The organism is Nostoc sp. JL23 (assembly GCF_017115065.1).
Lineage (GTDB): Bacteria > Cyanobacteriota > Cyanobacteriia > Cyanobacteriales > Nostocaceae > Nostoc > Nostoc punctiforme_A.
The window spans coordinates 16,068-42,929 of record NZ_JABXKN010000154.1 but is presented as its reverse complement, the minus strand read 5'-3'; the positions used below and the strand labels follow the sequence as shown (position 1 = coordinate 42,929).

Genomic DNA, 26,862 nt, shown 5'->3' with positions numbered 1-26,862 from the left:
AGAGGTTAGAAGCTAATGGGGCGATTCGAGAAGCAACCAGAAAACCCAAGAGTCAGAGGGGAGCTATCTAGAGCAGCAGAAAATGCTCTTTGGGCTGTAGTTGAAGACTTAGAAAATCTTCAGCAGAATGTCCTCAGAGGTTTGCAGGAAGACGTAAAGCGGCTTCAGTCAGAAAAAAATCGGTTATCTGATGAGATTCAAAGCTTGGTAGAGGAAAAAGAGCATTTACAACAAGTGCGCCAAATCACTGAGCAGCAAGTGTTAATTCGGCAACTGGCAGAAGTTCTGGCAAAGCATATATCTTCACAACTGCAATCCTCTCTGGCAACTTTAGCTAATCAAAGCATGGAGGGCAAATCTTACGAACAAGCTGCGTTGAAGTCTGCTGAAGTAAGCAGCAATGTAGTAGGTGAAATTAATGAAAAAGTCGAACACATGTTTGACAGTCTGGATGACACCGTTACTGTTACCTTTAATTCCTTACAACAGGAGCTGAAGAACTATCAAAGTAATCTTTCCCAACAGTTGTCACGGATGTATAGCCAGCAGCAGCAAGGGGAAACGATTTTGGCGGAGTTTGTTAACCGCCTGCATGGAGAACTAGAAAAAACTATAGAAGAAACTTCACGCAAATCAGCAACAGCAGGTATACCTACTGTTTTGCAGTTTACGGAGCCACAAAAAAACAGTTCTGTTGATACATCCCTGCCAGAGTTTGAGGAAGTAGTAAGAAATTCCCTTGAGCCAATTTCCCCGATCCCTAATAAATTTTCACCAAGGGAAACGACAGCAGAACCGCCGATTATTAAAGAAAACACCGCGAATCCAATTTCTTCTCTTAGCAAGGATTTGTCGGTAAGGGAAACAACATTAGAGCCACCGATTGTTAGAGAAAATATCGCGAATCCAATTTCTTCTCCCAGCAAGGATTTGTCGGCAAGAGAAACAACATTAGAGCCGCCGATTGTTAGAGAAAATACCGCGAATCCAATTTCTGTCCCCAGCCAGGATTTATCGCCAAAGGAAACGCCATCAGAACCTACTGCGGTTGTAGTTCCGCCACCAAAAGACAATGCCACCGAGCCAATTTCTGTCCTAAATCAGGAATCGCCGGAAAACGAAACGAAATCAGAGCCTCTGATCGCGTCTGTGCCAAAGCCGAGAATAATCCGACCTTCTCTAAAGATTCCTACTGAACCACTTTCTGTCCGCCGTAAGAACGTATCCCAAAGCAAAGCTGAATCCTCATCGACCACTGCGCCAGAACCGCAGGCGGAAGCAAAACCCCCACAATCGCGATCGCCTAATTCTTCTGGTTTATCGACACTCCAAATCGGTTTTTTGTTAATCGTCTTATCGGCAGTGGTATCGTCGCTTTACAACGTAGCCATCAAGGTGATTTTCCACGAAGGTTCCCAGATTTTTGGAGTATTAGAAGTAGAGCAGTTGCTACCGCCGACTTTGGGCAATACTCTGTTAATTTTGACGCTACGGTTTATGGTAGTTGTACCACTAATGGTACTTTTGTCTCCGATATTGCATCCCAGACTGTGGCAAGACTTTGAAACTTTGTCTGCTTCAGTCCGAGGAAATCCCACACCTGCCAATGCAGCTACCAAGCAGATTTTGGTGTTGTCAATTGTGAGTGGGTGCTTTTTGTTTTTATCTCAGGTGCTAATCTACATTGCGATCGCTCAAGTCCCAACTGGAATGGCGATCGCACTGTTCTTTATCTATCCGATGGTTAGCGGTCTATTTTCGTGGTTTCTGTTTCGCGATCGCCCCACTCTATTCCGCATCGCTGCGATCGCCGCGATTTGCTGCGGTGAATTGTTGGTTTTAGGAGGTTCTCCCAGCATCGGTATCGGTAATACTTCAATGGGAAGCAGCACCGCCATTCTTTCGGGTGTGGCTTTTGCTGCCTATATAATTCTGACGCGAGTCTGTGCTAGCAAACTGCATCCTGTGACTTTTACTTTGATTAACTTCACTACCATGCTGTTGTTGAGCTTTATCTGTTTGATGCTACCTTTGCCAAGCAATTGGAACTTGGTAGTAGTTGACCCCACTAAAATGCTGGAACTGGTTTTAAGCGCATTTATTTTGGGTGTGCTGACCCTTGCAGGTTATTTGCTCAATAATGTTGGTATTAGTAAACTAGGTGCCTCGCGATCGGCGCTCATCGGTGGTAGCATCCCAGTTTTAACCGTGATTTTCGCTGGGTTAATCATTCAAGAAAATTTGGATATTGTGCAAATTCTGGGAGTGTTATTTGTAACCTTTGGCGCGGCTGCTTTTAGCTTTGAAACAATGCGAAATCAGGTTAAACCCTCTAGTCCCACGAATTAAATGGCGAGTTCAATCAGCTTAAGAGTGATGGGAACTACTTTACCTTCCATCGCTCTCAGCATCAATCCTGACGCTAATGCGCTCACTTATAACTTCAAGATCCCCAACTTCTCAAAGGAGTCGGGGATTTAAATTTTTACGAGTGATTTCAGAATGCTGTATAGGTGCAGATAACACTTAATAGATCGGCAAGCAGTATTCAGAATAAATCGACTTGTAATATATTTTTAGGGATTTAGCCTGATACAGGTAGGGAAAACACGTATATGTAAGCAATATGAGTAGTACTGACTCCAGCAATTGAGACGAGTACTTGCTCAGAAAGAAGATTCGCAAGGAGTTAAGACCATTGCAGCACATTTTGGAACTAAGAGATGGAGAAGTCGCACAAATGTTTAGAGTAACTCGTTTTTTCAAGCCAAACGCACTTTGTTGATATTAGGCGGTGAGCCTACCTATTTTTTCAGCGTGGGAGGCAAAGTAAGTCGGCAAGAATAAACTAACTTATATTAAGCAATGTAACTTCAATCAAATTGCCTTGTAGTGAGGGCTAAAGCCCCTATCCTTCCGTTTTATTTGTCGCTAATGGGCAAGGCTCCCAGACCGCCCTAAGTCACGACAAATCTTTAATTATTCACACCCACTTACTAATAGTGTTTCGTAAGATGGTATCTTTATTTCTGTCGTTTTATACTAGTCAACTTAATCTGCGTAGGCGTAGCCCACCGTAGGTATCGCTCAGACACCCAGAAAACGAAGCTTATATCGTAGTTTGCTAAGGGTTATCCTCCTTTTACAGCAACAAACTATCTACGTAATTTAAGTCTCTCAAATATATAAAATAGCGAGGTAAAAACATACTTAAAGTAGCCAATAAATTAATTAAATCGCGAAAGTTTAAAATTTTTTCATGAAAAAAATATAAATTTATTGCTAAAAAGTCTCTAAATAATCATCGGATGTAACCCAAAATGTTTTATTATATGTATGGCTATTAACTAATCTTTCGGTTATTAGCACAAGCGCCAAAGCCTTATAAATACGCGATTTAGTTGGAAATAATCGCGGCTTTTTGTGTCCAACAATCAATATAAAATAATAAATAAAACTTGGATTTAGGAATAAATATAAAAGTATCATCAAACCTTGATTTAAGCCGAATACCAAATATTTAAATAGTCCTAATTTATAAACTTTAAAATGCACAATTTTATTTCAAAACTCAAAAATAGTGATATGATAAGGAACAATATTTGAAAAACAACAGGTATTTTGAAATTGGAATTATTTGCTCTATTTGATGTCTACTATCTTCCCTCAAGCCAACGGCTGATACAGCCGAGACATCACTGGAGGTTGTGAACCGAATGGATAGTTCACAACGAGCTGTATAGCTCAACCTCTAAATGTGGCTACACCTGGTAAGCGATTTGTTTTGAGACTATTCCCAATTATTTCTAGTCACTTATGTACTACAAATAATTCGCTAAAGCTGAAAAAAAGCATCTTTTTCTAGTAACAGATATCCCAGATTAACCGCGCAAACTAGTTTTTACTCTGAGTAGGCATAGTGCCATAATTAGGTGTAAGCAGCTTGACGTTGTTGCTCTTGAAAGATGAAAAAGACCAGAAAACTGAAAGGCTTTGGAGATTAATTGCAGCATTGTTGACTGTTGGGACAGAAACCGCCGTTAAGTTGGATTTGGTGGTGTCTTTAATTTTCCGGTTAGATGCAGAGACAGTTATAGTCACAACTACCGACTCTGCTTTTGTACCAGGAAATATGCGAAAACGGTAGTTTGCGCTACCACCGATATCATCGTTATCGCATACTAATATAGTTTGAAGTAAAGACAGCCTTCAGCCAGGTGTATACTACCTATTTTCACTCGATTAAAAATTCTGTAAACGTGCTATTCAATTGTCTGTAATATGAGTAACGACATAGATCTGATCAAACGTCTTGACCCCAGTGCGATGGATCAGATCATGCTTTATCTGGCTTTTAGTGCCATGCGGACGAGTGGGCACAGGCATGGGGCATTTTTAGACGCAGCCGCAACAGCAGCAAAGTGTGCAATTTACATGACCTATCTAGAGCAGGGACAAAACCTGCGAATGACAGGGCACTTGCATCACTTGGAGCCGAAACGAGTAAAAATTATTGTAGAAGAAGTCAGACAGGCACTAACAGAAGGCAAACTGTTAAAAATGCTAGGTTCTCAGGAACCTCGCTATTTAATTCAATTGCCTTATGTCTGGCTAGAAAAATATCCTTGGCAACCGGGGCGATCGCGTGTTCCTGGTACTAATCTGACAAGTGAAGAAAAAAGACAAATTGAGCAGAAACTGCCCAGTAATTTACCTGATGCTCAGTTAGTTAGCTCCTTTGAGTTTCTGGATTTGATCGAGTTTTTACACAAGCGATCGCAAGAAGACTTGCCACCCGAACACCAAATGCCTTTGAGTGAAGCTTTGGGTGAGCATATCAAGCGCCGTCTGCTTTACTCAGGAACGGTAACACGGATTGATTCTCCTTGGGGAATGCCCTTCTACGCGCTTACCCGTCTTTCTTATACCCCAACAGACGATGAAGAACGTACACACATCACCGTGGAAGATACTGCTCGGTATTTCCGCATGATGAAAAATTGGGCAGAACGGCGACGAAATGCCATGCGCTTGCTGGAAGAACTTGATATCCTCCCAGAAAAAATGGATCAGGCGATGGAAGAATTAGATGAAGTCATCCGTGCCTGGGCAGACAAATATCATCAAGACGGTGGTATTGCAGTGGTTTTACAGACGGCTTTTGGTGAAAGAGAAGACTAGTACCGCAAGGCGGAAGTCAAAAGTCAAAAGTCAAAAAGCTTAGAAAACAGGCTTTTGAACGATAAGGCGGAAGTCAAAAGTCAAAAAGCTTAGAAAACAGGCTTTTGAGCGATTTGAAATAGTTGCTTTATTTACGCCGTGCTGTACTAGTATAACTAACTGTGCAAACTGTGCAAAATTCCCAAAGCTGAAAAACTGACGTGAGTTCAACTAACCTCTCTCCAACTCCTCTTTGCGTTGGAGGGAAGCATGATAATATTTTTCATTTATTTGAATGCTTACCTGGTAAGTGGACACTTTGGGAACAGTGCTAGGTATCGGAATGCCTATAAGTGGCAGAAGTGGTACTGAAGTTTGTCCGAGCTAATAGAGCGGTTTGACGAAAGTTGCATTAGTGTACAATCCGCCTGAAGGTTCGCGTGATATCTTTGTAGTCTGAATAAGACCAGGTGTTGGCATCATCGAGAAGGGCAAAAAGACGGCTTTTTTGGGCGGGGTGCTGAAACTTCTTCAACCTTTCGATGATGATATAGATACCAAAGTAAGAAATATAGTAACTATTATTGCTTCAATTCCAGCTTGTTCCGACTTGGGACTAGTGCGACAAAGCGATCGCTTTCTCTACGATCAAACTACCGATAATCCAATACGCTTGGGTTAACGCCAAAAACCTTAAGTTGTGTAGGTTGGGGAGCCACTGAGGGCTTGCTATTTTCCGACTTGTCCGCGCAGGTTGAAGCATTGTAAATATATAAGGCTGGGTTTCGCTGTTGCTCAACCCAACCTACAAATTAAAATCGGATGATTTATTTTTTGGTAGTCCCTGAATCAGGTTGGCAAATAGCCACTCTATATTCAGCCTGTATTTTTAATCAATTACACAAAGCACTGTAATCTAATTAGTGCCCGGTTGAGTTGGAACAACTGGTTGGGTTGGAACAACTGGTTGGTTTGGAAATGGGGTAGTCTCTAAACTTGGACTTGAACCCGCAGGAATTATCGTTGGCGGTGTAGACGAAGATGAAGCACCGATAACACTATCATCAGCACTGATACAAGTTTCTAGCGCTTGAGTAGCAGGAAAATCGATTTGACTACGCAAGCCAACCACACACTGACCAAAGCGCACGGGTAACAAACTGCGTCCACAATAATCTAAAACTGTCGGATTAGCTTCTTCCTTAGTACTTAAGCTGACACCAACTACACAGGTTGCTAACTCTTCAGGACGTCGAGCTTTGCCACAAGAAGAAAGCGCATCTGTAGCAGCAATTTGGGTTTCCTTATCAATTTTCACCACACAAGCAGCCAAATCTTTTGGACGCAGTGCTGCTGCACAACCTTCTGATGCCGCTTCTGCCTTTACACCCACACTCAAAAGGCGACCCGCACAGACACTATAATCATTCCTGTAGGAGGCAGCAACAGCCACATTAGGCAAGATTGTTAAACATCCAGCTATAGCCAAAGCTGGTAATGTTAAAATCCTGGAGGTGGAACTGCCTTGTTTGTTCTTACCTTTGCTAACCACTTTTTTGCTCATTGACATTGCCATTCTCCAAACACCCAAAGTTATGCTAACTCAAATATCTTAAAAATCCTCTGTAATCTAAGAATTTCGGCGGTAGTAAAGTATAGATATAATTAATTATGTCGAAAATTGTGTTAATATAGCTGTTTGAAAGATAAGTAGGCAACGTAAAAAGTATTTCAGAGTAAGAATACTGCGTAAACCAATCTGATGATTGAGTAGCCTACGAAACTAAATAAACACAAAAAACTTATTGGCAGTAGTACGGCGGGGCACGTCGGAATTCAGGCTTGGAAGCTAGTGTGTCGGCTCAACCGACTTAAAGCAACTGGCGTAAAGGAGATGCCTCTACATTGGTAGGATACGTCATACCAAAGCAAGCACCTTCAAAAAACCAAGAATCCGCTGATTTATCATCAGTGGAATGTCAAAATAGAATGTTTGGGTAAAGTTTAAACAGGATTAGATTAAGGAAACTCATGTCCCGATATAGAGGGCCCCGCCTCAGAATTGTCCGCCGCTTGGGCGACTTACCAGGATTAACTCGTAAAAGCGCCAGACGCGCTTACCCACCTGGGCAGCATGGTCAGAATCGCAAGAAGCGCTCTGAATATGCTATCCGTTTAGAGGAAAAGCAAAAGCTCCGCTTCAACTACGGTTTGACAGAAAAGCAATTGCTCCGTTATGTGCGAAAAGCCAGACGTGTTACTGGTTCTACCGGACAAGTGCTGCTGCAATTGCTAGAAATGCGCTTGGATAATACTGTTTTCCGCTTGGGTATAGCCCCGACTATCCCAGCCGCTCGTCAACTGGTAAATCACGGTCACGTAACTGTTAACGGTCGTGTAGTGAATATTGCCAGCTACCAATGCCGTCCTGGCGAAGTAATTGCAGTCAGAGATCGGGCACAATCCCGGAAGTTGGTGGAAGCTAACTTGCAATATCCCGGTTTGGCAAACCTCCCCAGTCATTTGGAATTTGACAAAAATAAGTTGGTTGGTAAAGTCAACAGCGTTATTGAGCGCGAATGGGTGGCACTACAAGTTAATGAACTACTTGTGGTGGAATACTACTCACGACAAGCGTAATAGTCATTTGTCCTTAGTCATTTGTCCTTAGTTATTTGCAAGGGACAAATGACCAATTACTATCCGCCAATTTGCGACATGGTGCGGGTATATGTACCTGAAATGCCAGAATCGCGTTGTTTAAAGTTAATTTCTGGTTTGATTCCGAGTAAATGTCTGACCTGCTCTTGTAATTGAGCGGTGCTGACGCCAGAACGCAGGGCAGTTTTTAAATCTATTTGACCAGTTTCATTCAATAAACAGGGACGCAGCCAGCCATCAGCACTCAGGCGCATCCGATTACAACGATCGCAAAAACATTCTGACATCTGACTAATAAATCCTAGTGTCCCCTTCGCACCGGGAATTTGAAAGACATCAGCCGGGCCAGCACCACGAACTTGAGATTCTGTCAAGCCCCAACGATCGCGAATACGTTCTCGTAAATCGGCTGAAGATACCCAACCGCGATCGCCAAACAAATGCACATTACCAATGGGCATAAATTCAATAAATCGAACGTGCCACTGTTTATCAATTGTCAGGGCGGCTAAATCGAGAACTTCATGGTCATTAACCCCAGGAATCACCACCACATTCAGCTTCAGGGGGTCGAATCCAACTTGATGGGCTGCTTGAATCCCCTGCCAAACTTGTTGCCAACGAGAACGCCCCTGATTACCGATAATTTGGTCAAAAATATCAGGATCGAGAGAGTCCAGACTAATATTAATTCGTCGCAGACCAGCATTGTAGAGGTTTTGTGCCATCGGAGCCAGCAAAAAACCGTTGGTGGTCATTGAGAGGTCTTGAGTTTGGGGTAAAGTTGCGATCGCACCTACCAAATCCACCACACGCGGACGCAATAAGGGTTCCCCCCCAGTCAAACGAAACCGATTAAAGCCTACTGGAATAAATACTTCTTGAATTAAGATGAGTAGTTCTTCATCAGTCAATAACTGTTGCTTGAGAATATAGTCCAGTTCTACTCCCTCTGGCATACAGTACTGACAACGAAAATTGCAGCGATCGATTAAGCTAATGCGGAGGTAGTCTACCTGGTTCATCGTTTTATTTTTATTCTCTCTGATTAATTAAAGACTTTACAAAAGTGATTTACCCCTTCCTACTATATTTGTTGTAATTCAAAATACCGTACTCCCCCTTAAGTGAGAGTCCACAGATTGTGGCATAATAAGCCGATCGCATCCACTAGTTAGTCATCAATCGTGCAAGATACCGACTCCATCAACGACCTTGCTGCTGCTTTACTACAGCCAGCCGATATCAGCTTTGAACTGCCCGATCCAGAAGATGAACAGATTCTAGAGTCAGATTTTCAACAGCAGCTAGAAATAGCTTGGCAGGTATGCGATCGCTTTGATTTGCAAACTGAAATCTGGCGGGGGCGAATTTTACGGGCGATCCGCGACAGAGAAAAAGTGGGTGGTGACGGTCGCGGTACTGGCTTTCTCCGATGGCTAAAAGAGCGGGAAATCAGCAAAAGTCAAGCATACTCCTGGATTCAATTGGCGAATAGTGCTGATACTCTGATTGAAGACGGTAAACTTGACCCCGGATCTGTGAACAACTTCAGTAAACGGGCATTTGTCGAAACCTCCAAAGCAGTCCCAGAAGTGCAACAGATGGTGAGTGAAGCCGCCCAAAAAGGCGATCGCATCACTAGGCGAGAAGTGCGTCAACTCAGCGATGAATGGACAGCCATGTCCTCAGATTTATTACCTGAATCAGTCAAAGAAAAGGCAGCAGATAACACCCTTCCCCCACGCTACATTGCCCCTCTGGTGAAGGAAATGGAAAAACTGCCAGAATCGCATCAAAAGTTTATCCAAAAGGAAATAGCTGCCAATCCTGATGTGGATACCCTGAAACAGGTAACTACTGAAGCGCGTAACTTGGCGAAATATCTGAAAGGGGCGGCTCAAGTTCAGGCGCTAACCCAGGAAAATGTTGATATTGAAACAGCTTTAGAAGAAGCGCAAAGAGTCGGCTGTTTGAGCATTGCTGCTGATTTGGTAAATCAAGCATCGCAAATTGAACAAACGATCGCTAAATTGTACATGACTTGGAAACGGATCGGTAATTTAGCAGATCGATTATATGTAGATACTGGCGCAAGTACACCCAACTTGCGATCGCTCCTCACTTGCTTGGAACCTCTGGGTGGTGAAATCATGGAATTGCAACTTAGTGGTGCGACTGAACACACTGTTCGTTTGCAAATTCAGGAGACGAATTAGAGAATAGGCGAACTCATTTGCTATTTCGGCGAACTCATTTGCTATTTCGGCGAACTCATTTGCTATTTCGGCGAACGCATTTGCTATTTCGGCGAACTCATTTGCTATTTCGGCGAACGCATTTGCTGTTTCGGCGAACGCATTTGCTATTTCGGCGAACGCATTTGCTATTTCGGCGAACGCATTTGTTATTTCGGCGAACGCATTTGCTATTTCGGCGATGCCTACGGCTGGCTACGCCTACACAATTGCTGATTGCCTTTATCCTAAAACAATCTTAAGACAAAGACCTCTCCCTGGTTTGACTATGCAAAACCTGTCCCTCTTTAGATCAAAGGGGGAGAAGCTTGAACCTTAGTTCAAAGTAGGGAGAGGTTTGTCGAACTCACGCCTAATTAGCAGGGCAAGATTTAGAGGTGAGCGAGGAGTTATGGGGCGTCGCGGTCGGTACTTGAGCAACCAGAATCTACGTTCCCATTGGCATCCATTACCCACTCTTGGGCTTCTACAATTTGAGTAGGTTCATTGACAGAATTAACTTTCTGTGATTTTTCTTCTGTGTTTCCCTGCGCCTGAACAACGGCTCTTTTCTGAATACCGCCAGCACGATTCTGACTCTGTGGAGAGAGTGTGATCCAATCTGCCAGTACCGCGGGCTACGCCAATGCACCAACAAAAGTTATGAGAATCTCAAATTTTAATTAGCACCGCAAGATGTAGCGACGAGCGAGGAGTTATGAGGCGATGCAGTGGGTACTTGAGCAACCAGAACCACGTTCCCATTGGCATCGATTACCCAGCCTTGGGCTTCTACAATTTGAGTAGGTTCATTGACAGAATTAACCTTCTGTGATTTTTCTTCTGTGTTTCCCTGCGCCTGAACAACTGCTCTTTTCTGAATACCACCAGCACGATTCTGATTCTCTGGAGGGAGCGCGATCCAATCTGCTAGCACTGCATCATCAGCTATCAATGGCTCTGTAGGATCGGCTTGTATTCCTCCACGCCCAGTAGTAACAAATGAACTTTTTCCTATTTCTCCACCAGAACTACAACCAGCAGCAATTTGTTGCGAAGCATCAACCAGATTTACAGGTAGTTCCACTAATCCTTTACTGGGGTCAGCATCTGGCGAGTTGATTTGTACAGTGCCACTTAATGAAGGGTTTTGCTGAGAAAATGCAGTTATGTCACTTGTTGGTATATTATTCGGGTTTATACTTTTTGGATCGAGCCTCTCCACCTTTGCACGGGTGCGTGGCACAAACCCAAAGATATTCTTAGCGGCGATCGCAATTTTACCACCAGAACCAAAGTTGGCGTTGGCGGTAATATCGCTATTTCCGAAAGGAGTGGCGACGAGAAAGCCATTAGGTAGATTGATAGTGATATTACCGCCAGTTTTATCACCTCCGGCATTAGTAGAGATTTGACTGTTGCGACGCATCAGTAATAAGTCCCCCACCTGTACCGCAATGTTACCGCCCTTACCTGACTCACTATTAGATGTGAGTTTTCCTTTATCCAGCAGGATGGAACGAGCGTTTATATTGAGTTCGCCTGCTAGACCGAAATTGGGTACACCCCCTTGATAGTTAACATTTTTTCGAGCTTCACTGCTCACAGTTATTGCCGCGCCATCTTTGATAATCAATCGCCCTGTAGTTAGGGTCACGTTACCGCCATTTCCAGGCCCTTGAGTCCCAGCAAACAAGCTACTGAGCCTAGAACCATTTGCTGAGGTTCCAATTAATTCTACGGACTCAGAGGCGTTCACGATCAAATCTCCTCCATTTCCTGTAGCTGGTATCAATTGGTTAGAAAACCGCCCAAGTATACCCTCAGAACTTGTTGATATTGCTGCCCCTCCCTCAATACGTAACTTTCCAGTATTAATTATTATGTTGCCAGCATTTTGAGCGCCATAAGTTGCACTAAATAATCCACTAGATATTAAATCACTACCATCTGGCAAAGGAGAAATGGGGATGCCTGCGATTAGTTCTACGGAATCTGAAGCGTTGATGGTCAATTGCCCCGCCAATCCCGACCCCAGATTGAACATTACAACTTGCGCTCCATCTTTGACAATCAAATTCCTGGTAGTGATATTTATATCTCCAGAGTTTCCAGTGTCGAGAGTTCCACTAGACAAGAACGCATTTAGTCCAAGTTCTACAGACTCGGAAGCGTTCACTGTCAAATTTCCTCCTGGTTGCGTTCCCAGGCTAAGAGCCAAAATTTGTGAACCGTCAGTTACCAGTACTCGTTGTCCTTGCAGGTGGATATTACCACCACTTTTGCCACTGGTATCTACAGTAGATGGAATATCACTTTGCTGGGTGAGTTTGATGTTCTGAAAATTTTGAACACCTTCATATCCTAATGCCCAACCCTGATTTGTTGAACTCAGACCAACTAAACTATTGCCAGCAACGCTTCCTAACTCAATTCTTCCCCCACTTGCCGTTAAATTTCCACCCTCTAGCGTTATATCACCGCCTATAAGTGCTAGGGTTTTGCCTTGCTGCACCTGTAGACCAACACCTTTTCCGAAGGTATTAATTGCATTGTTGGGACTTGCTTGGGATTGATTGCGGATAGGTCGAGCATTTGTTCCGAATTGTAAACCTATAGGAACACTTTCTGTGAGTAGAGGTGCAGTTTGACCAGATATAGCACTAAAGTTTGTACCATCAGCAAAGTTCAAACTACTCGCCGTACTAGCCACAAATGAACCGCCGATATTTAAAGAAGCATTGGGCCCAAAAACAATGCCGTTAGGATTAATCAAAAATATGTTGGCTGTACCGTTAGCTTTGAGAATGCCATCTATATTAGAAACAGAATTGCCTGTCACCCGACTGATGATGTTCTGAATATTGATTGCATTGTTAAAATGGGCTGTCCTTCCCGCAGAGATAGAAAATTTTTCAAAGCTGTGGAACAAGCTTGTACCACGAACTGCTCCACCATCAATCTGGTCTATAGGCTGACCATCGATGAGCTTTGGTGTAATGATTGAACTTTCAGATCCAAGTGTGGCATCTTTTTGAATTTGAGCTAAGGCAAAACTCTCAGCAAAAGTGAGCACTCTAGCAATTACTAAAGTACTCACTATTCCTAATTTCCAGTGGTAACTGCTTCGATTTTGAGACATGAAAAACTGGCGCTCAAAACATCAGAGTTTATTAAAATACAGCTTTTTGCTAAGTAGTGATGTTAGTAAGTTGATGTTATCTCTGTAACCTAAATACTACACAAAAGCAAAGTTTAGTATTTTTACATTCACTAGAATAAACTCTTTGCAGTCCGAAGATTAAATTATTTAGCAGTTACAGCCTAAAGGGCTGCCAGTTGATGGGCAAGGGATACACAATGATTTTTTCACTAACACAATTTCTGGTATTGAAGGTCTTGCAGTTTCTGCCAATAATGCATTGGGTTGCTGTTCATCAACTGCATCATCAGATTTGAGTTGATTGGGATCGAGATTACACTGCCAATGAATTCTCAAGACTCTATATTCTAATAAGCCGTACTTTTCAAGCACTGAGTGTAAGTCAGCGTTTTCTAGGCTTTCATCCATTTTCTGCTGAATCTCTTCTTGTAACTGCTGTAATATTTGAGGATCTATGACTTGTTGAGAACTCATGAGTGTTTTCGTTCCTGACGGGATGTGTATAATTATTGCTTCAGTTTAGTTAGCAATGATTACGCTCAGTGTCATAAAAGTTCATAACTTTCCTGTGGAATTTTCTTTACAGCTATTTTTTAGTAATACCAATTCAAATTATTTATTGTCGAGTGGGCGTCTCGTCTAGTAACTAAATCGGGCTTCCACTTACCGCCTTCCCCACTAATTCTTAATCCCCGTCGCCGCAATACCCTGAAGAAATTGACGCTGACCGATGAGGAATAATACCATCACTGGAACTGTGGCTATTGTCACTGCCGCCATCATCAAGGGCCAATTATTCGTAAATTGCTCCTGAAACTCAGCCAATGCTAGTTGCACCGTCCTTAATTCTGGTCTTGTCGTAAATATCAGAGGCTTAAACAAATCATTCCACTCACCGATGAAGGTGAACAAAAACAGCGTCACCAGTGCTGGACGGGCTAAAGGTAACATCACCCGCCACAAAATTTGCAGTCGGTTTGCTCCATCTATAGCTGCGGCTTCCTCTAATTCCACGGGAATTGTCTGGAAATACTGACGTAATAAGAAAATCCCAAATCCGCTAACCGCAGTGGGTAAAATCAGCGCCCAGTATGTATTTATCAGGTGTCCCCACTTCAATACCAAAAAGATGGGAATCACCAATAACTGAAAGGGAATCACTAAAGTTGCTAAAACGACTAATAGCAGTGCTTGGCGTCCTCGAAACTTCAATCGTGCTAGGGCGTAACCAGCCAAAGCAGAAGTGACAATCTGAAACGCCGTCACAGCGATCGCTACCAAGGTAGAATTAGCAAACGCCAGCAAAAATTTTCCCTGTTGCCACGCAACGCGGTAATTTGCTAAAGACCAGTTATTTTTGGACAAATTTTCTGGGCTGGCGACCGACGGTGCAAAGGAGGTGAGAAAGACCACAAACAGCGGTATTAGAACGATAAATGCCCCTAGCAGTAAGATTACTAGGCTCAAAAAATCCCCAGATTTCAGATTCCAGTTTGGTTTGAACATAACTTAGACTGCAAAGCATTTATTTCGCTAGTACTAGAGCATTGCCCCCAGCAACAATTAATCTATAAACATAGTCTACTTGTTAAGTTAAATTAAACCACAGTAATTGTTACCCTCAGTTCATAGAGGAAATTCAATCGTAGTGTCAAATAATTCAGGTTTACAGGAGTAAAGATAACCATGCAGCAGTTGACAGACCAATCTAATTCTTTAGATTTCAAGAGCGAAACATACAAAGATGCTTATAGCCGGATTAATGCGATCGTGATTGAAGGGGAACAAGAAGCCCATGAAAATTACATCACATTAGCCGAACTGCTGCCAGAATCTCATGATGAGTTGATTCGCCTCTCCAAGATGGAAAGCCGACACAAGAAAGGATTTGAAGCTTGTGGGCGCAACTTGGAAGTCACCCCAGATTTGCAATTTGCCAAGGAATTTTTCTCTGGACTACACCAGAATTTCCAAACAGCAGCGGCGGAAGGGAAAGTCGTCACTTGTCTGTTGATTCAGTCTTTGATTATCGAATGTTTTGCGATCGCAGCATATAACATTTACATCCCCGTCGCCGACGCCTTTGCCCGCAAAATAACGGAAGGAGTAGTAAAAGATGAGTATAGCCACCTCAACTTTGGAGAAGTTTGGTTGAAAGAACACTTCACAGAATCCAAAGCCGAACTTGAACTTGCAAATCGCCATAACCTACCTATAGTCTGGAGAATGCTCAACCAAGTAGAGGGTGATGCCCACACAATGGCAATGGAAAAAGATGCTTTAGTAGAAGACTTTATGATTCAATACGGTGAAGCATTAAGTAACATAGGCTTCACGACTCGCGACATCATGCGCTTGTCAGCCTACGGACTCATCGCCGCTTAAAAGAGTGCTGAGTAGAGACGCGATTAATCGCGTCTGTACAAGAGTGCTGAGTGCTGAATAGTTCAAATTTATCAGAACTTCAGAACTCAGGACTGCTGAAACACTTAACATAATATTCCACGCCCTCAAAACAGCATAAGCCTAATAATCACTACATGTTTGGTCTAATTGGACATCTGACTAGTTTAGAACACGCTCAATCGGTTGCTAAAGAATTGGGATACCCAGAATATGCCGATCAAGGGCTAGACTTTTGGTGCAGCGCCCCACCGCAAATTGTCGATACCATTATTGTCACCAGTATAACTGGGCAAAAAATTGAAGGACGGTATGTAGAATCTTGCTTTTTGCCGGAGATGCTGGCTAGTAGGCGCATCAAAGCCGCAACACGCAAAGTCCTCAACGCTATGGCTCATGCACAAAAGCACGGCATTAACATTACAGCTTTAGGCGGATTTTCGTCGATTATTTTTGAAAACTTTAAGTTAGACCAGTTTAGCCAAGTCCGCAACATTAAACTAGAGTTTGAACGCTTCACTACAGGAAACACACATACTGCCTACATTATTTGTAAGCAGGTGGAAGAAGCCTCCAAACAATTGGGAATCGATCTGTCAAAAGCGACTGTTGCTATATGTGGGGCAACTGGAGATATTGGTAGTGCAGTTACCCGCTGGTTAGATGCGAAAACAGATGTCAAAGAACTTTTGTTGATCGCCCGCGACCAAGAACGCCTCAAAGAACTGCAAGGCGAACTGGGGCGAGGAAAAATCATGGGTTTGACAGAAGCACTGCCTGAAGCTGACATTGTAGTTTGGGTTGCGAGTATGCCCAGAGGCGTGGAAATTGACCCGACCACTTTGAAACAACCCTGTTTATTGATTGATGGTGGCTATCCTAAAAACTTAGCAACAAAAGTACAGCATCCTGGTGTATTTGTGTTAAATGGTGGGATTGTAGAGCATTCCCTAGATATTGACTGGAAAATTATGAAAATCGTCAATATGGACGTGCCAGCCCGCCAGATGTTTGCTTGTTTTGCCGAATCAATGCTGCTGGAATTTGAGAAGTTATACACGAACTTTTCGTGGGGACGGAATCAGATTACCGTAGACAAAATGGAGCAGATTGGTAAGGTATCAGTGAAACATGGATTTAGACCGCTGCTGGTTTAGTCATTGGTCATTAGTCATTTGTCATTTGCAAAGGACAAAGGACAACTGACAACTGACAAAGGACAAAGGATAGATAACTTATAACTCGTACTTATAACCCCTACGATGGCAACTACCGAGCGTAAACCGCTACTGTTAGATTTTGAAAAGCCCCTAGCAGAACTCGCAACCCGAATCGATCAAATTCGGCAACTTGCAGAAGAAAATGGCGTCGATGTTTCTGGTCAAATTCGTCAACTAGAAGCACGCGCCATGCAACTACGTGAGGAAATTTTCACTAGTCTATCCCCGTCCCAGCGATTACAAGTCGCTCGTCATCCGCGTCGCCCCAGTACTCTCGATTACATTCAGGCAATTAGTGATGAATGGATGGAATTGCATGGCGATCGCTGTGGTGGTGACGATCCGGCTTTAGTTGGTGGTGTTGGTCGTCTGAGTGGGCAACCTGTGGTGATGTTGGGTCATCAAAAAGGACGCGATACTAAAGACAATATTGCCCGTAACTTTGGAATGCCTTATCCTGGCGGCTATCGCAAAGCTATGCGGTTGATGGAACACGCCAACAAGTTTAGTATGCCGATACTAACCTTTATCGATACACCAGGAGCTTGGTCTGGGGTAGAAGCAGAACACCAAGGTCAAGGAGAAGCGATCGCTTACAACTTGCGAGAAATGTTTTGCTTAGATGTGCCAATTATCTGCACAGTTATCGGTGAAGGTGGTTCCGGTGGCGCCCTTGGTATTGGTGTAGGCGATCGCTTACTCATGTTTGAACACTCCGTTTATACCGTCGCCACTCCCGAAGCCTGCGCTGCAATTTTGTGGAAAGATGCTGGTAAGGCTCCCCAAGCCGCCGTGGCGCTAAAAATTATTTCCCATGACTTGAAAAAGTTGGGAATTATTGATCAAATACTGCCTGAACCCACTGGTGGCGCTCATTCTGACCCCTTAAAAGCCGCTACCACTCTCAAGCAGGTGCTGATGGAAAACTTAGACGAGCTCAACCGTTTAACCGCTCCAGAACGCCGCCAAATGCGCTATGAAAAATTCCGCAAAATTGGTGTTTTTACAGAAGTTGCCCACTAACGGCACTGCATAATCATTTATTAGTAAAGCAGAAATGCTATAATTGCCTATGTGCTTAAAGATTTTTAACAATCTAGCCATAGGCATTTGCATGTTTGGCGAATCTACTCAATTTGATTGAGTGGGTTTTGTCTTATGTAAATAATCTAATTTGAATGTACGGCGTGGTTTTCCAGGCAACAAGTTGTTGTCTTCAATCCTAAAACCCACAATATGGGGACTATTGTGCTGCATCATAGCATTTGCTTAATGGAAATCATCAGATTTTTAGATTCCTTTAATCTATCCAAACCGAGAAGTGTGAATAATTGGATGGTAATAGGTTTTGGGAACTGCCAAAAAATTGGGAGACACCATGAGTGTTGAGCAAAAACAACGCGCCCTGATTACTGGGGCAAGTAGTGGAATTGGGAAAGCAACGGCTTTAGCCTTTGCGAAAGCGGGAATAGATGTCGCCTTAGTCAGCCGTTCTTTGGATAAATTGGAGGCGGTAAGAGAAGCCGTAGAGCATACTGGGGTGGAAGCGAAAGCTTATGCTGTAGATTTAGCGCGGATCTCCGAAGTCAAAGAAAAGATCCAAGCGATCGCTCTTGACTTTGGTGATATAAACATTCTGGTAAACAATGCTGGCATCGCCTATACAGGCGCTTTGAGCGAAATCCCCCTAGAGGGCTGGCAGCAGGTAATTGACTTGAATCTCACCAGTGTGTTTCAGTGCATTGTGGGGATTTTACCTTCAATGCGCGATCGAGGCATAGGCACAATTATCAACGTCGCCTCAATTGCCGCCAAGCAACCCTTTGCTGGTTGGGGAGCATACAGCGTCAGTAAAGCTGGTTTGATAGCCCTCTCTCAAACCCTGGCACAAGAAGAACGCACTCACGGCATTCGTGTCACAGCTATCTGTCCTGGCGCAGTCAATACCGAACTTTGGGATACAGAAACAGTCCATGTCAACTTAGACCGTTCCAAGATGTTAACCCCGGAAATTGTGGCTGAGTCAATTCTCTACACAGTTCTGTTACCACAACAGGCAGTTATTGATGAATTGACACTGATGCCCAGTGCTGGCGCACTCTAATTGCGAAGTTAGAAGTTAGAAGTTAGGAGTTAGGAGTTAGGAGTTAGAATTTTTAACTCATAACTCATAACTCATAACTAAATTAAAACCATAACCAAGACTGAATCATGACTATTGCTAGTTCCAACGGTTCCAATTGCTCTCAATCACCTCTGATTCCCGACTTGGCAGAAGCCATAACTCCTAGACCCGATCGCAATACTCATAACGGGCGACAACCGGATGTGTTCCCGCCAAAAGAGGAACAGATGGAGGAAATGAAGGATGCCGTGCGAACACTAATATTGGGCGTTGGCGAAGATCCTGAACGCGAAGGACTCCTGAAAACACCCAAACGAGTAGCCGAGGCAATGCGGTTTCTGACCAGTGGCTACAACCAATCCCTTGAAGAACTCGTTAACGATGCCATCTTTGATGAAGGGCATAGCGAGATGGTACTTGTTAGAGATATTAACTTCTTTAGTCTGTGCGAACACCACATGCTGCCATTTATGGGTAGAGCGCACGTTGCTTATATTCCCAACCAAAAAGTTGTCGGACTGAGTAAGCTGGCCCGGATTGTTGAGATGTATTCCCGTCGCTTACAAGTACAAGAGAGGTTAACTCGTCAAATTGCCGAAGCTATCCAGACCATTCTAGAACCTCAAGGTGTAGCTGTAGTGATGGAAGCTAGCCACATGTGCATGGTAATGCGTGGCGTTCAGAAACCAGGTTCTTGGACTGTCACTAGCGCAATGGTTGGTGTGTTCCAAGAGGAGCATAAAACCCGCGAAGAATTTTTTAACTTGATTCGCCACCAACCAGCATTCTTTTAAGTGCTGAGTTAGGAGTTAAGAGTACATTTACAACTTATCACTCTTAACTTCTAAGTAAATCAATGTTTTTTAGGCTTTGAAATAGAAGCGCTACTTTATCTAAATCTTTATCTCCAGGTGCGCGTTCTACACCGCTAGATAAATCAACGCCGCTAGGACTTACCTGACTTAGGGCTTCGACAATATTATCTGCTGTTAATCCCCCAGCTAAAAACCAAGGGCAATTGGGGCTAAATTGCTCTAGCATTGTCCAATCTAAGGTTTTGCCTGTACCACCAAGTTGTTCAGGATGGTAGGCATCGAGTAGTAAAGTATCTACGTGTTTTGTGTAATCAGCCGCTGTGTCAAGATGCTCAAGACTCTGAATTCTGAGTGCTTTAAGAATTTCAACATTGGGTAAAGCTTGACGTAGTTGGTAGCAAAAATCTGGTAATTCATCTCCGTGTAACTGCACACCAGTCAATCCCGAATCAGCAACTATCTGACTGATTTCAGGGATACTAGCGTTGGCAAAAACCCCAATTGTGTCAATATTTGCGGGGAGTTCTGCCACTGCTGCCCGAATTTGGGATGTAGTCACGTAACGAGGTGAGTTTGGCACACAAATAAATCCTAGTGCCGTTGCGCCTAGAGAGGCGATCGCTATAGACTGCTGTGGTTGAGTAATGCCGCAAATCTTAACGCGCATAAAAAATTTAACAACAAATTTAAAATAATATCAAGAAAGTCTAAACTATCCGAAAAACTTTTGTGCCTTGGTAATTTTATAATCTTGTAGGTCTAGATTTTAGGAGACAAAAGCTTGATTTCATCTATTTTACTAGCAGCAGCTGAAACTGTTCCCGCAACACCTGCGTGGAATCCTACAGTAGGCATTATCATCAGCATTAGTAGCTTAGTAGTTCTTTTGCTAAGTACTAGGATTGAAAAACCCTTAGTTGGCCCCAAGTTCCCCATCCTGCCCGTTAGTATTCCAACATTCGTTGCAGCGATGGCTTTTGGTCATATTATTGGCATTGGTATCGTTTTAGGATTGACTAACATCGGTCGTCTATAATTTTGTGATGACAGAGGTGTTACTTGTAACCCCGCTATCAATGCAAAACTCCTAGAAATGATTTTGGGCAGGGGGAGTAGGAAAGAAATAACTTATGACCCATGCCCAATTCCCAATTCCAGAGTTTTGCTCACAGGCATTAATTGTCTATTCTAGAAATAAGAGCATTTCGTCACTTGTTACTACCAAATTGATGCTCAATATAAATGTGTATACGAATATGCATAGTATCTAGGTATAAAAAGTACTGGCGATATCTAGTTTTAGGGCAGTGTAATGCAAACAAATTGGAGAATTGGGTCATTATTTGGAATTCCCCTGTTTTTAGACCCGTTATGGTTTGTGATTTTGGGGTTGGCAACCCTTAACTTTGGGGTAGCTTATCAGGAATGGGGGCCTGTTATAGCTTGGAGTGCTGGCATAGTTATGGCACTGCTGCTATTTGGTTCGGTGTTGTTACATGAGTTGGGTCATAGCTTAGTAGCCCGATCGCAAGGGATTAGAGTTAATTCAATTACCCTATTTATGTTTGGCGGGATTGCTGCCATTGAAGAAGAATCTAAAACTCCTTTCAAAGCCTTTCAAGTTGCGATCGCTGGTCCTTTAGTGAGTATCATCCTATTTGTCCTGCTCCGTCTGGCGGCTATTGTAATACCTGATACGAATCCTCTCAGTGTCATGGTCGGTGATTTGGCGAGAATTAACTTGGTGGTAGCTCTATTTAATCTGATTCCCGGCTTACCTCTAGATGGAGGGCAAGTGTTAAAAGCAGCACTATGGCAAATAACAGGTAATCGTTTTCAAGCCGTACACTGGGCTGCAAGGGCTGGGCAAATATTGGGTTATAGTGCGATCGCTTTAGGATTTGTTGTAGATTTCGTCACCAGAGAGTTAGTAGTTGGTTTGTGGATTGCGCTGTTAGGTTGGTTTGCTGTCCGCAACGCTAACACCTATGACAACATGACTACATTGCAAGAAAGCCTACTCAAGGTGGTGGCAGCCGATGCGATGACCCGTGACTTTCGTGTAATTGATGCTGACCAGACATTGCGTTCCTTTGCTGATTTATACCTGTTGGAAACCACTCCCTCACAGGTTTATTTTGCTGCATCTGATGGACGTTATCGGGGTCTAGTTTCCATTGACGATTTCCGTTTAACCCAAAGGGGTGAATGGGAAACCCAAACTTTGCACAGCATAGTGCGTCCACTGACAGAAATACCTACTGTTGCAGAATCAACATCGATCGCTGAGGTAATTAACAAGCTAGAAAATGAGCAGTTACCGAGAATTACCGTCCTTTCTCCTGCTGGTGCTGTAGCTGGTGTAATTGACCGGGGAGATATTGTGCGATCGCTAGCACAAAAGTTAAATTTGCAGATCACCGATGCTGAAATTAAGCGCATCAAGGAAGAAGGTAGCTATCCGCCTGGGTTGCAACTGGGAGTAATCGCGAAATCAGCTACAAATTAAACGTCACATCCTCGTCATAGGTTTGCAATAGATACGTCAAAAGCATGTGTGATATTGAATTTGGTATTTGGTTACAAAATGCTTTTTTTGGGTAAAAGGTAGGGTTTCCTACCTTTTTTATTTTTAAAAGCATTGACATCACTGAATACGTGAGCATTGGGCATTGAAACCCAACCAAATCTTACTCATCTTTTCTTTCCTAGTCCCCAGTCCCCAATCCCCAAAAATTAAAACTTCAAGTTTAAAGTGAGTAAAATGGAGGAACGTGATATACTACACCTCTCACTTACCCTGGTTTTATGGCACTGCCAATTGTTGCAATTATCGGACGCCCAAATGTGGGCAAATCCACCCTGGTTAATCGACTCGCCGGGGAACAAACGGCGATTGTCCATGATGAACCGGGAGTGACACGCGATCGCACTTATCTTCCAGCTTTCTGGAATGGTCGTGAATTTTTAGTGGTAGACACTGGTGGTTTAGTTTTTAATGATGATACCGAATTTTTGCCACTGATTCGCCAACAGGCAATGACAGCCCTTGCAGAAGCGTGTGGCGCTATTTTTGTAGTCGATGGTCAAACAGGCCCCACATCGGCAGATTTAGAAATCGCCGAATGGATGCGCCAACAACCCGTACCTGTGCTACTAGCAGTAAATAAATGTGAATCCCCAGAACAAGGCTTAATGCAAGCTGCCGAGTTTTGGGAATTGGGATTGGGCGAACCTTACCCCATCTCCGCGATTCATGGCAGTGGCACAGGAGAGTTACTCGACGAGTTAGTTAATCACATCCCTGCGATTGAAGACATTCCAGACACGAATGAAATCAAAGTAGCAATTGTAGGACGACCGAATGTGGGCAAATCGAGCTTACTCAACTCTTTTGTTGGGGAAGAAAGGGCAATTGTCAGTCCAATTTCTGGCACAACCCGCGATGCTATTGATACCGTCATTGAACGGGAAGGACAAACCTATCGCTTGATTGACACCGCCGGTATTCGCAAAAAGAAACACATCGAATACGGCACAGAATTTTTTAGTATTAACCGTGCTTTCAAAGCGATTCGTCGCGCTGACGTGGTTTTATTAGTAATAGACGCTGTAGATGGAGTCACCGAGCAAGACCAAAAACTAGCTGGGCGGATTATCGAAGAAGGTCGAGCTTGCATCATCGTTGTTAATAAGTGGGATGCTGTCGAAAAAGACTCTTACACAATCTACGACTACGAAAAAACTCTGCAATCACGGTTACATTTTACCGAATGGGCAGAAACAATTTTTGTAAGTGCCTTGTCAGGACAACGAGTAGAAAAGATTTTAGAATTGGTGAAAACGGCGGCTGAATCACACAAACGCCGTGTCAGCACATCAGTAATTAACGAAGTCTTAACAGATGCCGTCAGTTGGCATTCACCGCCAGCATCTCGTGGTGGGCGTCAAGGGAAGATTTATTATGGTACACAAGTAAGTAGCCAACCACCAACGATCGCACTATTTGTCAACGACTCAAAACGCTTCAATGACAACTACCGTCGCTACATTGAACGGCAATTTCGTCAACAGCTAGGATTTAAAGGCACGCCAATTATTTTACTGTGGCGGAGCAAAAAAGTCCGTGATGCCGAAAGTGGTAATGTTAATAGAGCAACTCGCGTCAAAATAAGTTAGGAATAGAGACGCGATGAATCGCGTCTGTACAAGAGAGACTCCTCATTCCTCATTCCTAACTCTAAAATGGATTTATTGCGATCGCTGCCACTTGGACTTTATTTAGAACAACCCCAAACTTGGCTACATAAAATCGATCCGCGAGTCAAGTTCGCCTGGTTGATGAGCTTTTTAACAAGCTATGTTTTAGCCAATAACAATTGGCGGGTGCTGCTGGTGGTAATTTTGATTATTGCCACCTTGATTGCCAGAATTCCTCGACGCGTATGGCAGCAGCAAATGGGTTGGCTATTAATGCTATCGTTTTTTGTGCTAGCGATCGCAGCCATTAGTCCTGATGGGCTGGGTGTAGATTATCAGTCACGTCTGCCAGCTAATGAACAAATATTAACGCAGCCAGCAAACTCTAATAATATTAAAGAGCCAGCCCCTGAGAAAAAAGCATACAGGTACGTGCTATTTCACAAAGGCCCGGTTAAAGTGACTCGCTACTCATTGAGTTTGGCGGTACGCCTGAGTACACTTATCTTTACCGTAATTTACAGCACCAACCTCTATCTACTGACAACCGCACCAGAAGAAATCACATCTGGCATAGAAAGCTTAATGCAACCCTTGCGACGCTTCAAGTTGCCTGTCACAGAAATTGCTTTGACTTTAACCTTGTCCTTGCGCTTCATTCCCTTGGTTTTAGAAGAAGTGCAAAACTTATTTCGCTCCGTGATGACAAGGGCAATTAATTGGAAAAAGCTGGGATTAAAAGGAGCATTCAAGGTTTGGATGACAGTCGCAGAGAGACTTTTGGAAAATCTGCTCTTACGAGCCGATCAAATGGCGAATGCCATGATGGTGCGGGGTTTTACCAGTCCCAATGAGCATCGAGTGCAGTGGCACGACTTACGATTAAAAGGGCGTGACTGGCTGGCGATCGCAATTTTAATCTTATTCTGGGGAATACGACTAGCTATAGGAACTCAGGCGTAATTTTGCACTGAGAAAATGGTAAGAGGTAATACAGCAGAATTCAGGAGTCAGAAGTAAAACATTAAATTGCCGTCTCTACCAAAGACTGATTATTGTAGAGACGGCGATTCATCGCGTCTCTTGCCTTAACCGAAAAGTATTGAGCTATAGGTAACAATATGGTAGGGTAATTTGAGTAGCTACCCAGCCATAAAATTGATCCCCTAGCATTTACTGTAGATTTTAGGTATTAACCAGCGTTGCGCGAACACTAAAAACTAATCTTAAGATTTTTGACCGAGTATCCTTATGAATCTCTGCACAACGCTCAGGCACAAATTCCACCACTGAAAATACTGGATAATCGATAGACCTTTTGCATAAATGATAGTTTTCTTTCCAGTACCCACTCCCTACTCCCCAATTTTGTGCCATTCAGCGACAGTTGTGGCAGTATGGAAAGAAGTTGAAAAATTCGTCGTTGCCGTTGGGAATTTCAAAGGGTGTTTTTCCTTCCCACGTCGAACTTTCAACCAGAGGATCGGGAATATTTTGTGCCTTGTCCCTACAAATTAGTAAATTGAAGTCACCAAAGCAGATGGTGATATTTGTCAAACAGCCTCTACTCTTTGAATCTACGCTTCGCGGCTTCTGTTGTACCATTGCGCTTCACTACCACTAGCTTCATCTGCCCATTAGGAACTAGATCAAGGTCTTCGTAACCGCAGCTTCGCATTTTAACCAAATATTCTGACGAATGTTGGTATTATCGTCTGAATGTTTGGAATTCACTGCGAAAAGATATATATACTTCCACCTTGACTACACCTTGACTCTTAAATGAATCCAGAAAACGCAGAAACTTACATAAACCATCCAACTTGGGGTTTACTCTACAAAATCTGTATGGTTGATGAGAACCAGGATTTGTTCACCACACTTTATGCCCAACGCTTATTTTTTTTGGTGGCAAATGACGTTAAAGGTGTTAAATTCCAGTCTCTAGGACGTACTGAGGCGAGAATGATGTTGGAAAATCGCTTACGTACCCTGCGGCGCAGTGGGCATTCTCAGGAGTACGATCAGCTTCAGAGTGTTTTCCAGCGCACCTTCCAATGAACAGTTCGATTTCCGAACGTATTCTTTCCATTCGTTCCTCACTGCCAACTTCAGTCAAATTGATTGCTGTTAGCAAGCAAGTTTCTGCCCAGGCCATTCGGTCTGCATACAACGCAGGAATTCGTGATTTTGGGGAAAGTCGTATCCAAGAAGCTGCCAGCAAACAAGCCGAGTTGCAAGACTTACCGGATATTACCTGGCACTTTATTGGACATTTGCAAAGCAATAAAGCCAAAAAAGCCATCGAGCATTTCCTTTGGATTCACTCTGTGGATAATTTGAAGCTGGCACAGCGCTTAGACCAATTGGCGCAACAGCTAGGAGTGAGTCCCCAGGTTTGCCTGCAAGTGAAAATTCTCCCCGATCCCAACAAGTCTGGTTGGAGTGTGCCAGAACTTTTGGCTGATTTACCCACACTCAATCAATACAAAAGTTTACAAATTCAAGGTTTGATGACAATTCCGCCATCAGGATTAAATGATTCCGAAATTCTAAATGTGTTTAATCTCAATCGTGAGTTGGCAAAAGAAATCCAGGAGCAAAATTGGTCGCATATTAAAATGCAGCACCTATCTATGGGTATGTCAGGCGACTACGAACTAGCAGTGCAAGCAGGCGCAACGATGGTACGATTAGGAACAATCTTGTTTGGCGATCGCTCTTAGCCGATTAATCATCAGTCTTGCAGGCCAGTATTAATAGAAGCTAAGGATTTGTTGACAAGAATTTTGTCACAGACTGGTGCAATCCGAAACAAAGGATATAGTATTGACAAAAGCAATCGCTAAGAGAAAATGGGGTATAAAGAAGTTTCCTT

The 26,862-nt window shown here is 43.3% G+C and carries 24 protein-coding genes; 17 read left to right on the top strand and 7 right to left on the bottom strand.

The window, feature by feature from the left end; all coding sequences use genetic code 11:
* Positions 1-15: 15 nt before the first annotated feature.
* The 4 genes from HWQ42_RS34345 (at position 16) to HWQ42_RS34330 (ending at position 5,842) form a co-directional block, all read left to right on the top strand.
* Positions 16-2,349 (top strand): EamA family transporter, encoded by a 2,334-nt coding sequence (locus tag HWQ42_RS34345; protein ID WP_292820371.1) that lies wholly within the window; start codon positions 16-18, stop codon positions 2,347-2,349.
* Positions 2,350-3,958: 1,609 nt separating this feature from the next.
* Positions 3,959-4,147 (top strand): hypothetical protein, encoded by a 189-nt coding sequence (locus HWQ42_RS34340; RefSeq protein ID WP_292820368.1) that lies wholly within the window; start codon positions 3,959-3,961, stop codon positions 4,145-4,147.
* Between the two features lie 134 nt (positions 4,148-4,281).
* Complete coding sequence (hetR, locus tag HWQ42_RS34335) at positions 4,282-5,181, top strand: heterocyst differentiation master regulator HetR (RefSeq protein WP_094349731.1); 900 nt, start codon at positions 4,282-4,284, stop codon at positions 5,179-5,181.
* 496 nt (positions 5,182-5,677) lie between these two features.
* Positions 5,678-5,842, top strand: coding sequence for a hypothetical protein (locus HWQ42_RS34330; RefSeq protein ID WP_292733509.1), 165 nt, complete (start codon positions 5,678-5,680; stop codon positions 5,840-5,842).
* Positions 5,843-6,076: 234 nt separating this feature from the next.
* Here HWQ42_RS34330 and HWQ42_RS34325 read toward each other — a convergent pair whose 3' ends face one another.
* A complete protein-coding gene (locus HWQ42_RS34325) occupies positions 6,077-6,730 on the bottom strand; it encodes a hypothetical protein (protein ID WP_292820365.1) in 654 nt (217 codons plus the stop codon).
* Between the two features lie 461 nt (positions 6,731-7,191).
* On the opposite strand from HWQ42_RS34325, the gene rpsD reads away from it, so the two are divergent.
* Complete coding sequence (rpsD, locus tag HWQ42_RS34320) at positions 7,192-7,800, top strand: 30S ribosomal protein S4 (protein WP_012408407.1); 609 nt, start codon at positions 7,192-7,194, stop codon at positions 7,798-7,800.
* A gap of 59 nt (positions 7,801-7,859) precedes the next feature.
* On the opposite strand, the gene moaA is transcribed toward rpsD, so the two are convergent.
* Complete coding sequence (moaA, locus tag HWQ42_RS34315) at positions 7,860-8,846, bottom strand: GTP 3',8-cyclase MoaA (protein ID WP_292820363.1); 987 nt, start codon at positions 8,844-8,846, stop codon at positions 7,860-7,862.
* Positions 8,847-9,008: 162 nt separating this feature from the next.
* Here moaA and HWQ42_RS34310 point away from each other — a divergent pair, with 162 nt between their 5' ends.
* Entirely contained in the window at positions 9,009-10,040 is a 1,032-nt protein-coding gene (locus tag HWQ42_RS34310) for a hypothetical protein (RefSeq protein WP_292820360.1), read from the top strand.
* A gap of 697 nt (positions 10,041-10,737) precedes the next feature.
* Here HWQ42_RS34310 and HWQ42_RS34305 read toward each other — a convergent pair.
* From HWQ42_RS34305 to HWQ42_RS34295, 3 genes are all read right to left on the bottom strand, one after another.
* Positions 10,738-13,200 (bottom strand): filamentous hemagglutinin N-terminal domain-containing protein, encoded by a 2,463-nt coding sequence (locus HWQ42_RS34305; RefSeq protein ID WP_292820357.1) that lies wholly within the window; start codon positions 13,198-13,200, stop codon positions 10,738-10,740.
* Positions 13,201-13,368: 168 nt separating this feature from the next.
* Positions 13,369-13,695, bottom strand: a complete 327-nt coding sequence (locus tag HWQ42_RS34300) for a hypothetical protein (protein WP_292733489.1) — start codon at positions 13,693-13,695, stop codon at positions 13,369-13,371.
* A 204-nt stretch (positions 13,696-13,899) separates the two neighbouring features.
* The gene (locus tag HWQ42_RS34295) at positions 13,900-14,727 is read right to left on the bottom strand and encodes a carbohydrate ABC transporter permease (RefSeq protein WP_292820354.1); all 828 of its coding nucleotides are present in this window, start codon (positions 14,725-14,727) and stop codon (positions 13,900-13,902) included.
* A 180-nt stretch (positions 14,728-14,907) separates the two neighbouring features.
* Here HWQ42_RS34295 and HWQ42_RS34290 point away from each other — a divergent pair, with 180 nt between their 5' ends.
* From HWQ42_RS34290 to folE, 5 genes are all read left to right on the top strand, one after another.
* Positions 14,908-15,606, top strand: a complete 699-nt coding sequence (locus HWQ42_RS34290; protein ID WP_292820351.1) for an aldehyde oxygenase (deformylating) — start codon at positions 14,908-14,910, stop codon at positions 15,604-15,606.
* Between the two features lie 155 nt (positions 15,607-15,761).
* Positions 15,762-16,781 carry a long-chain acyl-[acyl-carrier-protein] reductase gene (locus HWQ42_RS34285; RefSeq protein WP_292820348.1) on the top strand — a complete coding sequence of 340 codons (1,020 nt, stop codon included), beginning with the start codon at positions 15,762-15,764 and terminating at the stop codon, positions 16,779-16,781.
* A 105-nt stretch (positions 16,782-16,886) separates the two neighbouring features.
* Positions 16,887-17,867, top strand: coding sequence for an acetyl-CoA carboxylase carboxyltransferase subunit alpha (locus tag HWQ42_RS34280; protein WP_104907940.1), 981 nt, complete (start codon positions 16,887-16,889; stop codon positions 17,865-17,867).
* A gap of 355 nt (positions 17,868-18,222) precedes the next feature.
* On the top strand, positions 18,223-18,948 hold the full coding sequence (locus tag HWQ42_RS34275; protein WP_292820345.1) for an SDR family oxidoreductase: 726 nt from the start codon (positions 18,223-18,225) through the stop codon (positions 18,946-18,948).
* A 107-nt stretch (positions 18,949-19,055) separates the two neighbouring features.
* On the top strand, positions 19,056-19,763 hold the full coding sequence (gene folE, locus HWQ42_RS34270) for a GTP cyclohydrolase I FolE (protein ID WP_292733475.1): 708 nt from the start codon (positions 19,056-19,058) through the stop codon (positions 19,761-19,763).
* Positions 19,764-19,806: 43 nt separating this feature from the next.
* On the opposite strand, the gene HWQ42_RS34265 is transcribed toward folE, so the two are convergent.
* Complete coding sequence (locus HWQ42_RS34265; RefSeq protein WP_292820342.1) at positions 19,807-20,451, bottom strand: phosphoribosylanthranilate isomerase; 645 nt, start codon at positions 20,449-20,451, stop codon at positions 19,807-19,809.
* Positions 20,452-20,565: 114 nt separating this feature from the next.
* On the opposite strand from HWQ42_RS34265, the gene psaK reads away from it, so the two are divergent.
* The 4 genes from psaK to HWQ42_RS34245 all read left to right on the top strand — a co-directional run bounded on the left by psaK (position 20,566) and on the right by HWQ42_RS34245 (position 24,947).
* Positions 20,566-20,820 (top strand): photosystem I reaction center subunit PsaK, encoded by a 255-nt coding sequence (psaK, locus tag HWQ42_RS34260; protein ID WP_292733470.1) that lies wholly within the window; start codon positions 20,566-20,568, stop codon positions 20,818-20,820.
* Between the two features lie 276 nt (positions 20,821-21,096).
* On the top strand, positions 21,097-22,293 hold the full coding sequence (locus tag HWQ42_RS34255) for a site-2 protease family protein (RefSeq protein WP_292820339.1): 1,197 nt from the start codon (positions 21,097-21,099) through the stop codon (positions 22,291-22,293).
* A gap of 299 nt (positions 22,294-22,592) precedes the next feature.
* Positions 22,593-23,963 (top strand): ribosome biogenesis GTPase Der, encoded by a 1,371-nt coding sequence (gene der, locus HWQ42_RS34250; protein ID WP_094349751.1) that lies wholly within the window; start codon positions 22,593-22,595, stop codon positions 23,961-23,963.
* Positions 23,964-24,029: 66 nt separating this feature from the next.
* A complete protein-coding gene (locus HWQ42_RS34245; RefSeq protein ID WP_292820333.1) occupies positions 24,030-24,947 on the top strand; it encodes an energy-coupling factor transporter transmembrane protein EcfT in 918 nt (305 codons plus the stop codon).
* Positions 24,948-25,361: 414 nt separating this feature from the next.
* Here the strand turns inward: HWQ42_RS34245 and HWQ42_RS34240 are convergent, their stop codons facing one another.
* Positions 25,362-25,541 carry a hypothetical protein gene (locus HWQ42_RS34240; protein WP_292733458.1) on the bottom strand — a complete coding sequence of 60 codons (180 nt, stop codon included), beginning with the start codon at positions 25,539-25,541 and terminating at the stop codon, positions 25,362-25,364.
* 225 nt (positions 25,542-25,766) lie between these two features.
* Between HWQ42_RS34240 and pipX the strand changes: the two genes are divergently transcribed.
* The gene (gene pipX, locus HWQ42_RS34235) at positions 25,767-26,045 is read left to right on the top strand and encodes a transcriptional coactivator PipX (RefSeq protein ID WP_069068710.1); all 279 of its coding nucleotides are present in this window, start codon (positions 25,767-25,769) and stop codon (positions 26,043-26,045) included.
* A complete protein-coding gene (locus HWQ42_RS34230) occupies positions 26,042-26,710 on the top strand; it encodes a YggS family pyridoxal phosphate-dependent enzyme (RefSeq protein ID WP_292733454.1) in 669 nt (222 codons plus the stop codon). The genes pipX and HWQ42_RS34230 overlap by 4 nt, the downstream gene beginning before the upstream one ends.
* The last annotated feature ends 152 nt before the right edge of the window (positions 26,711-26,862 follow it).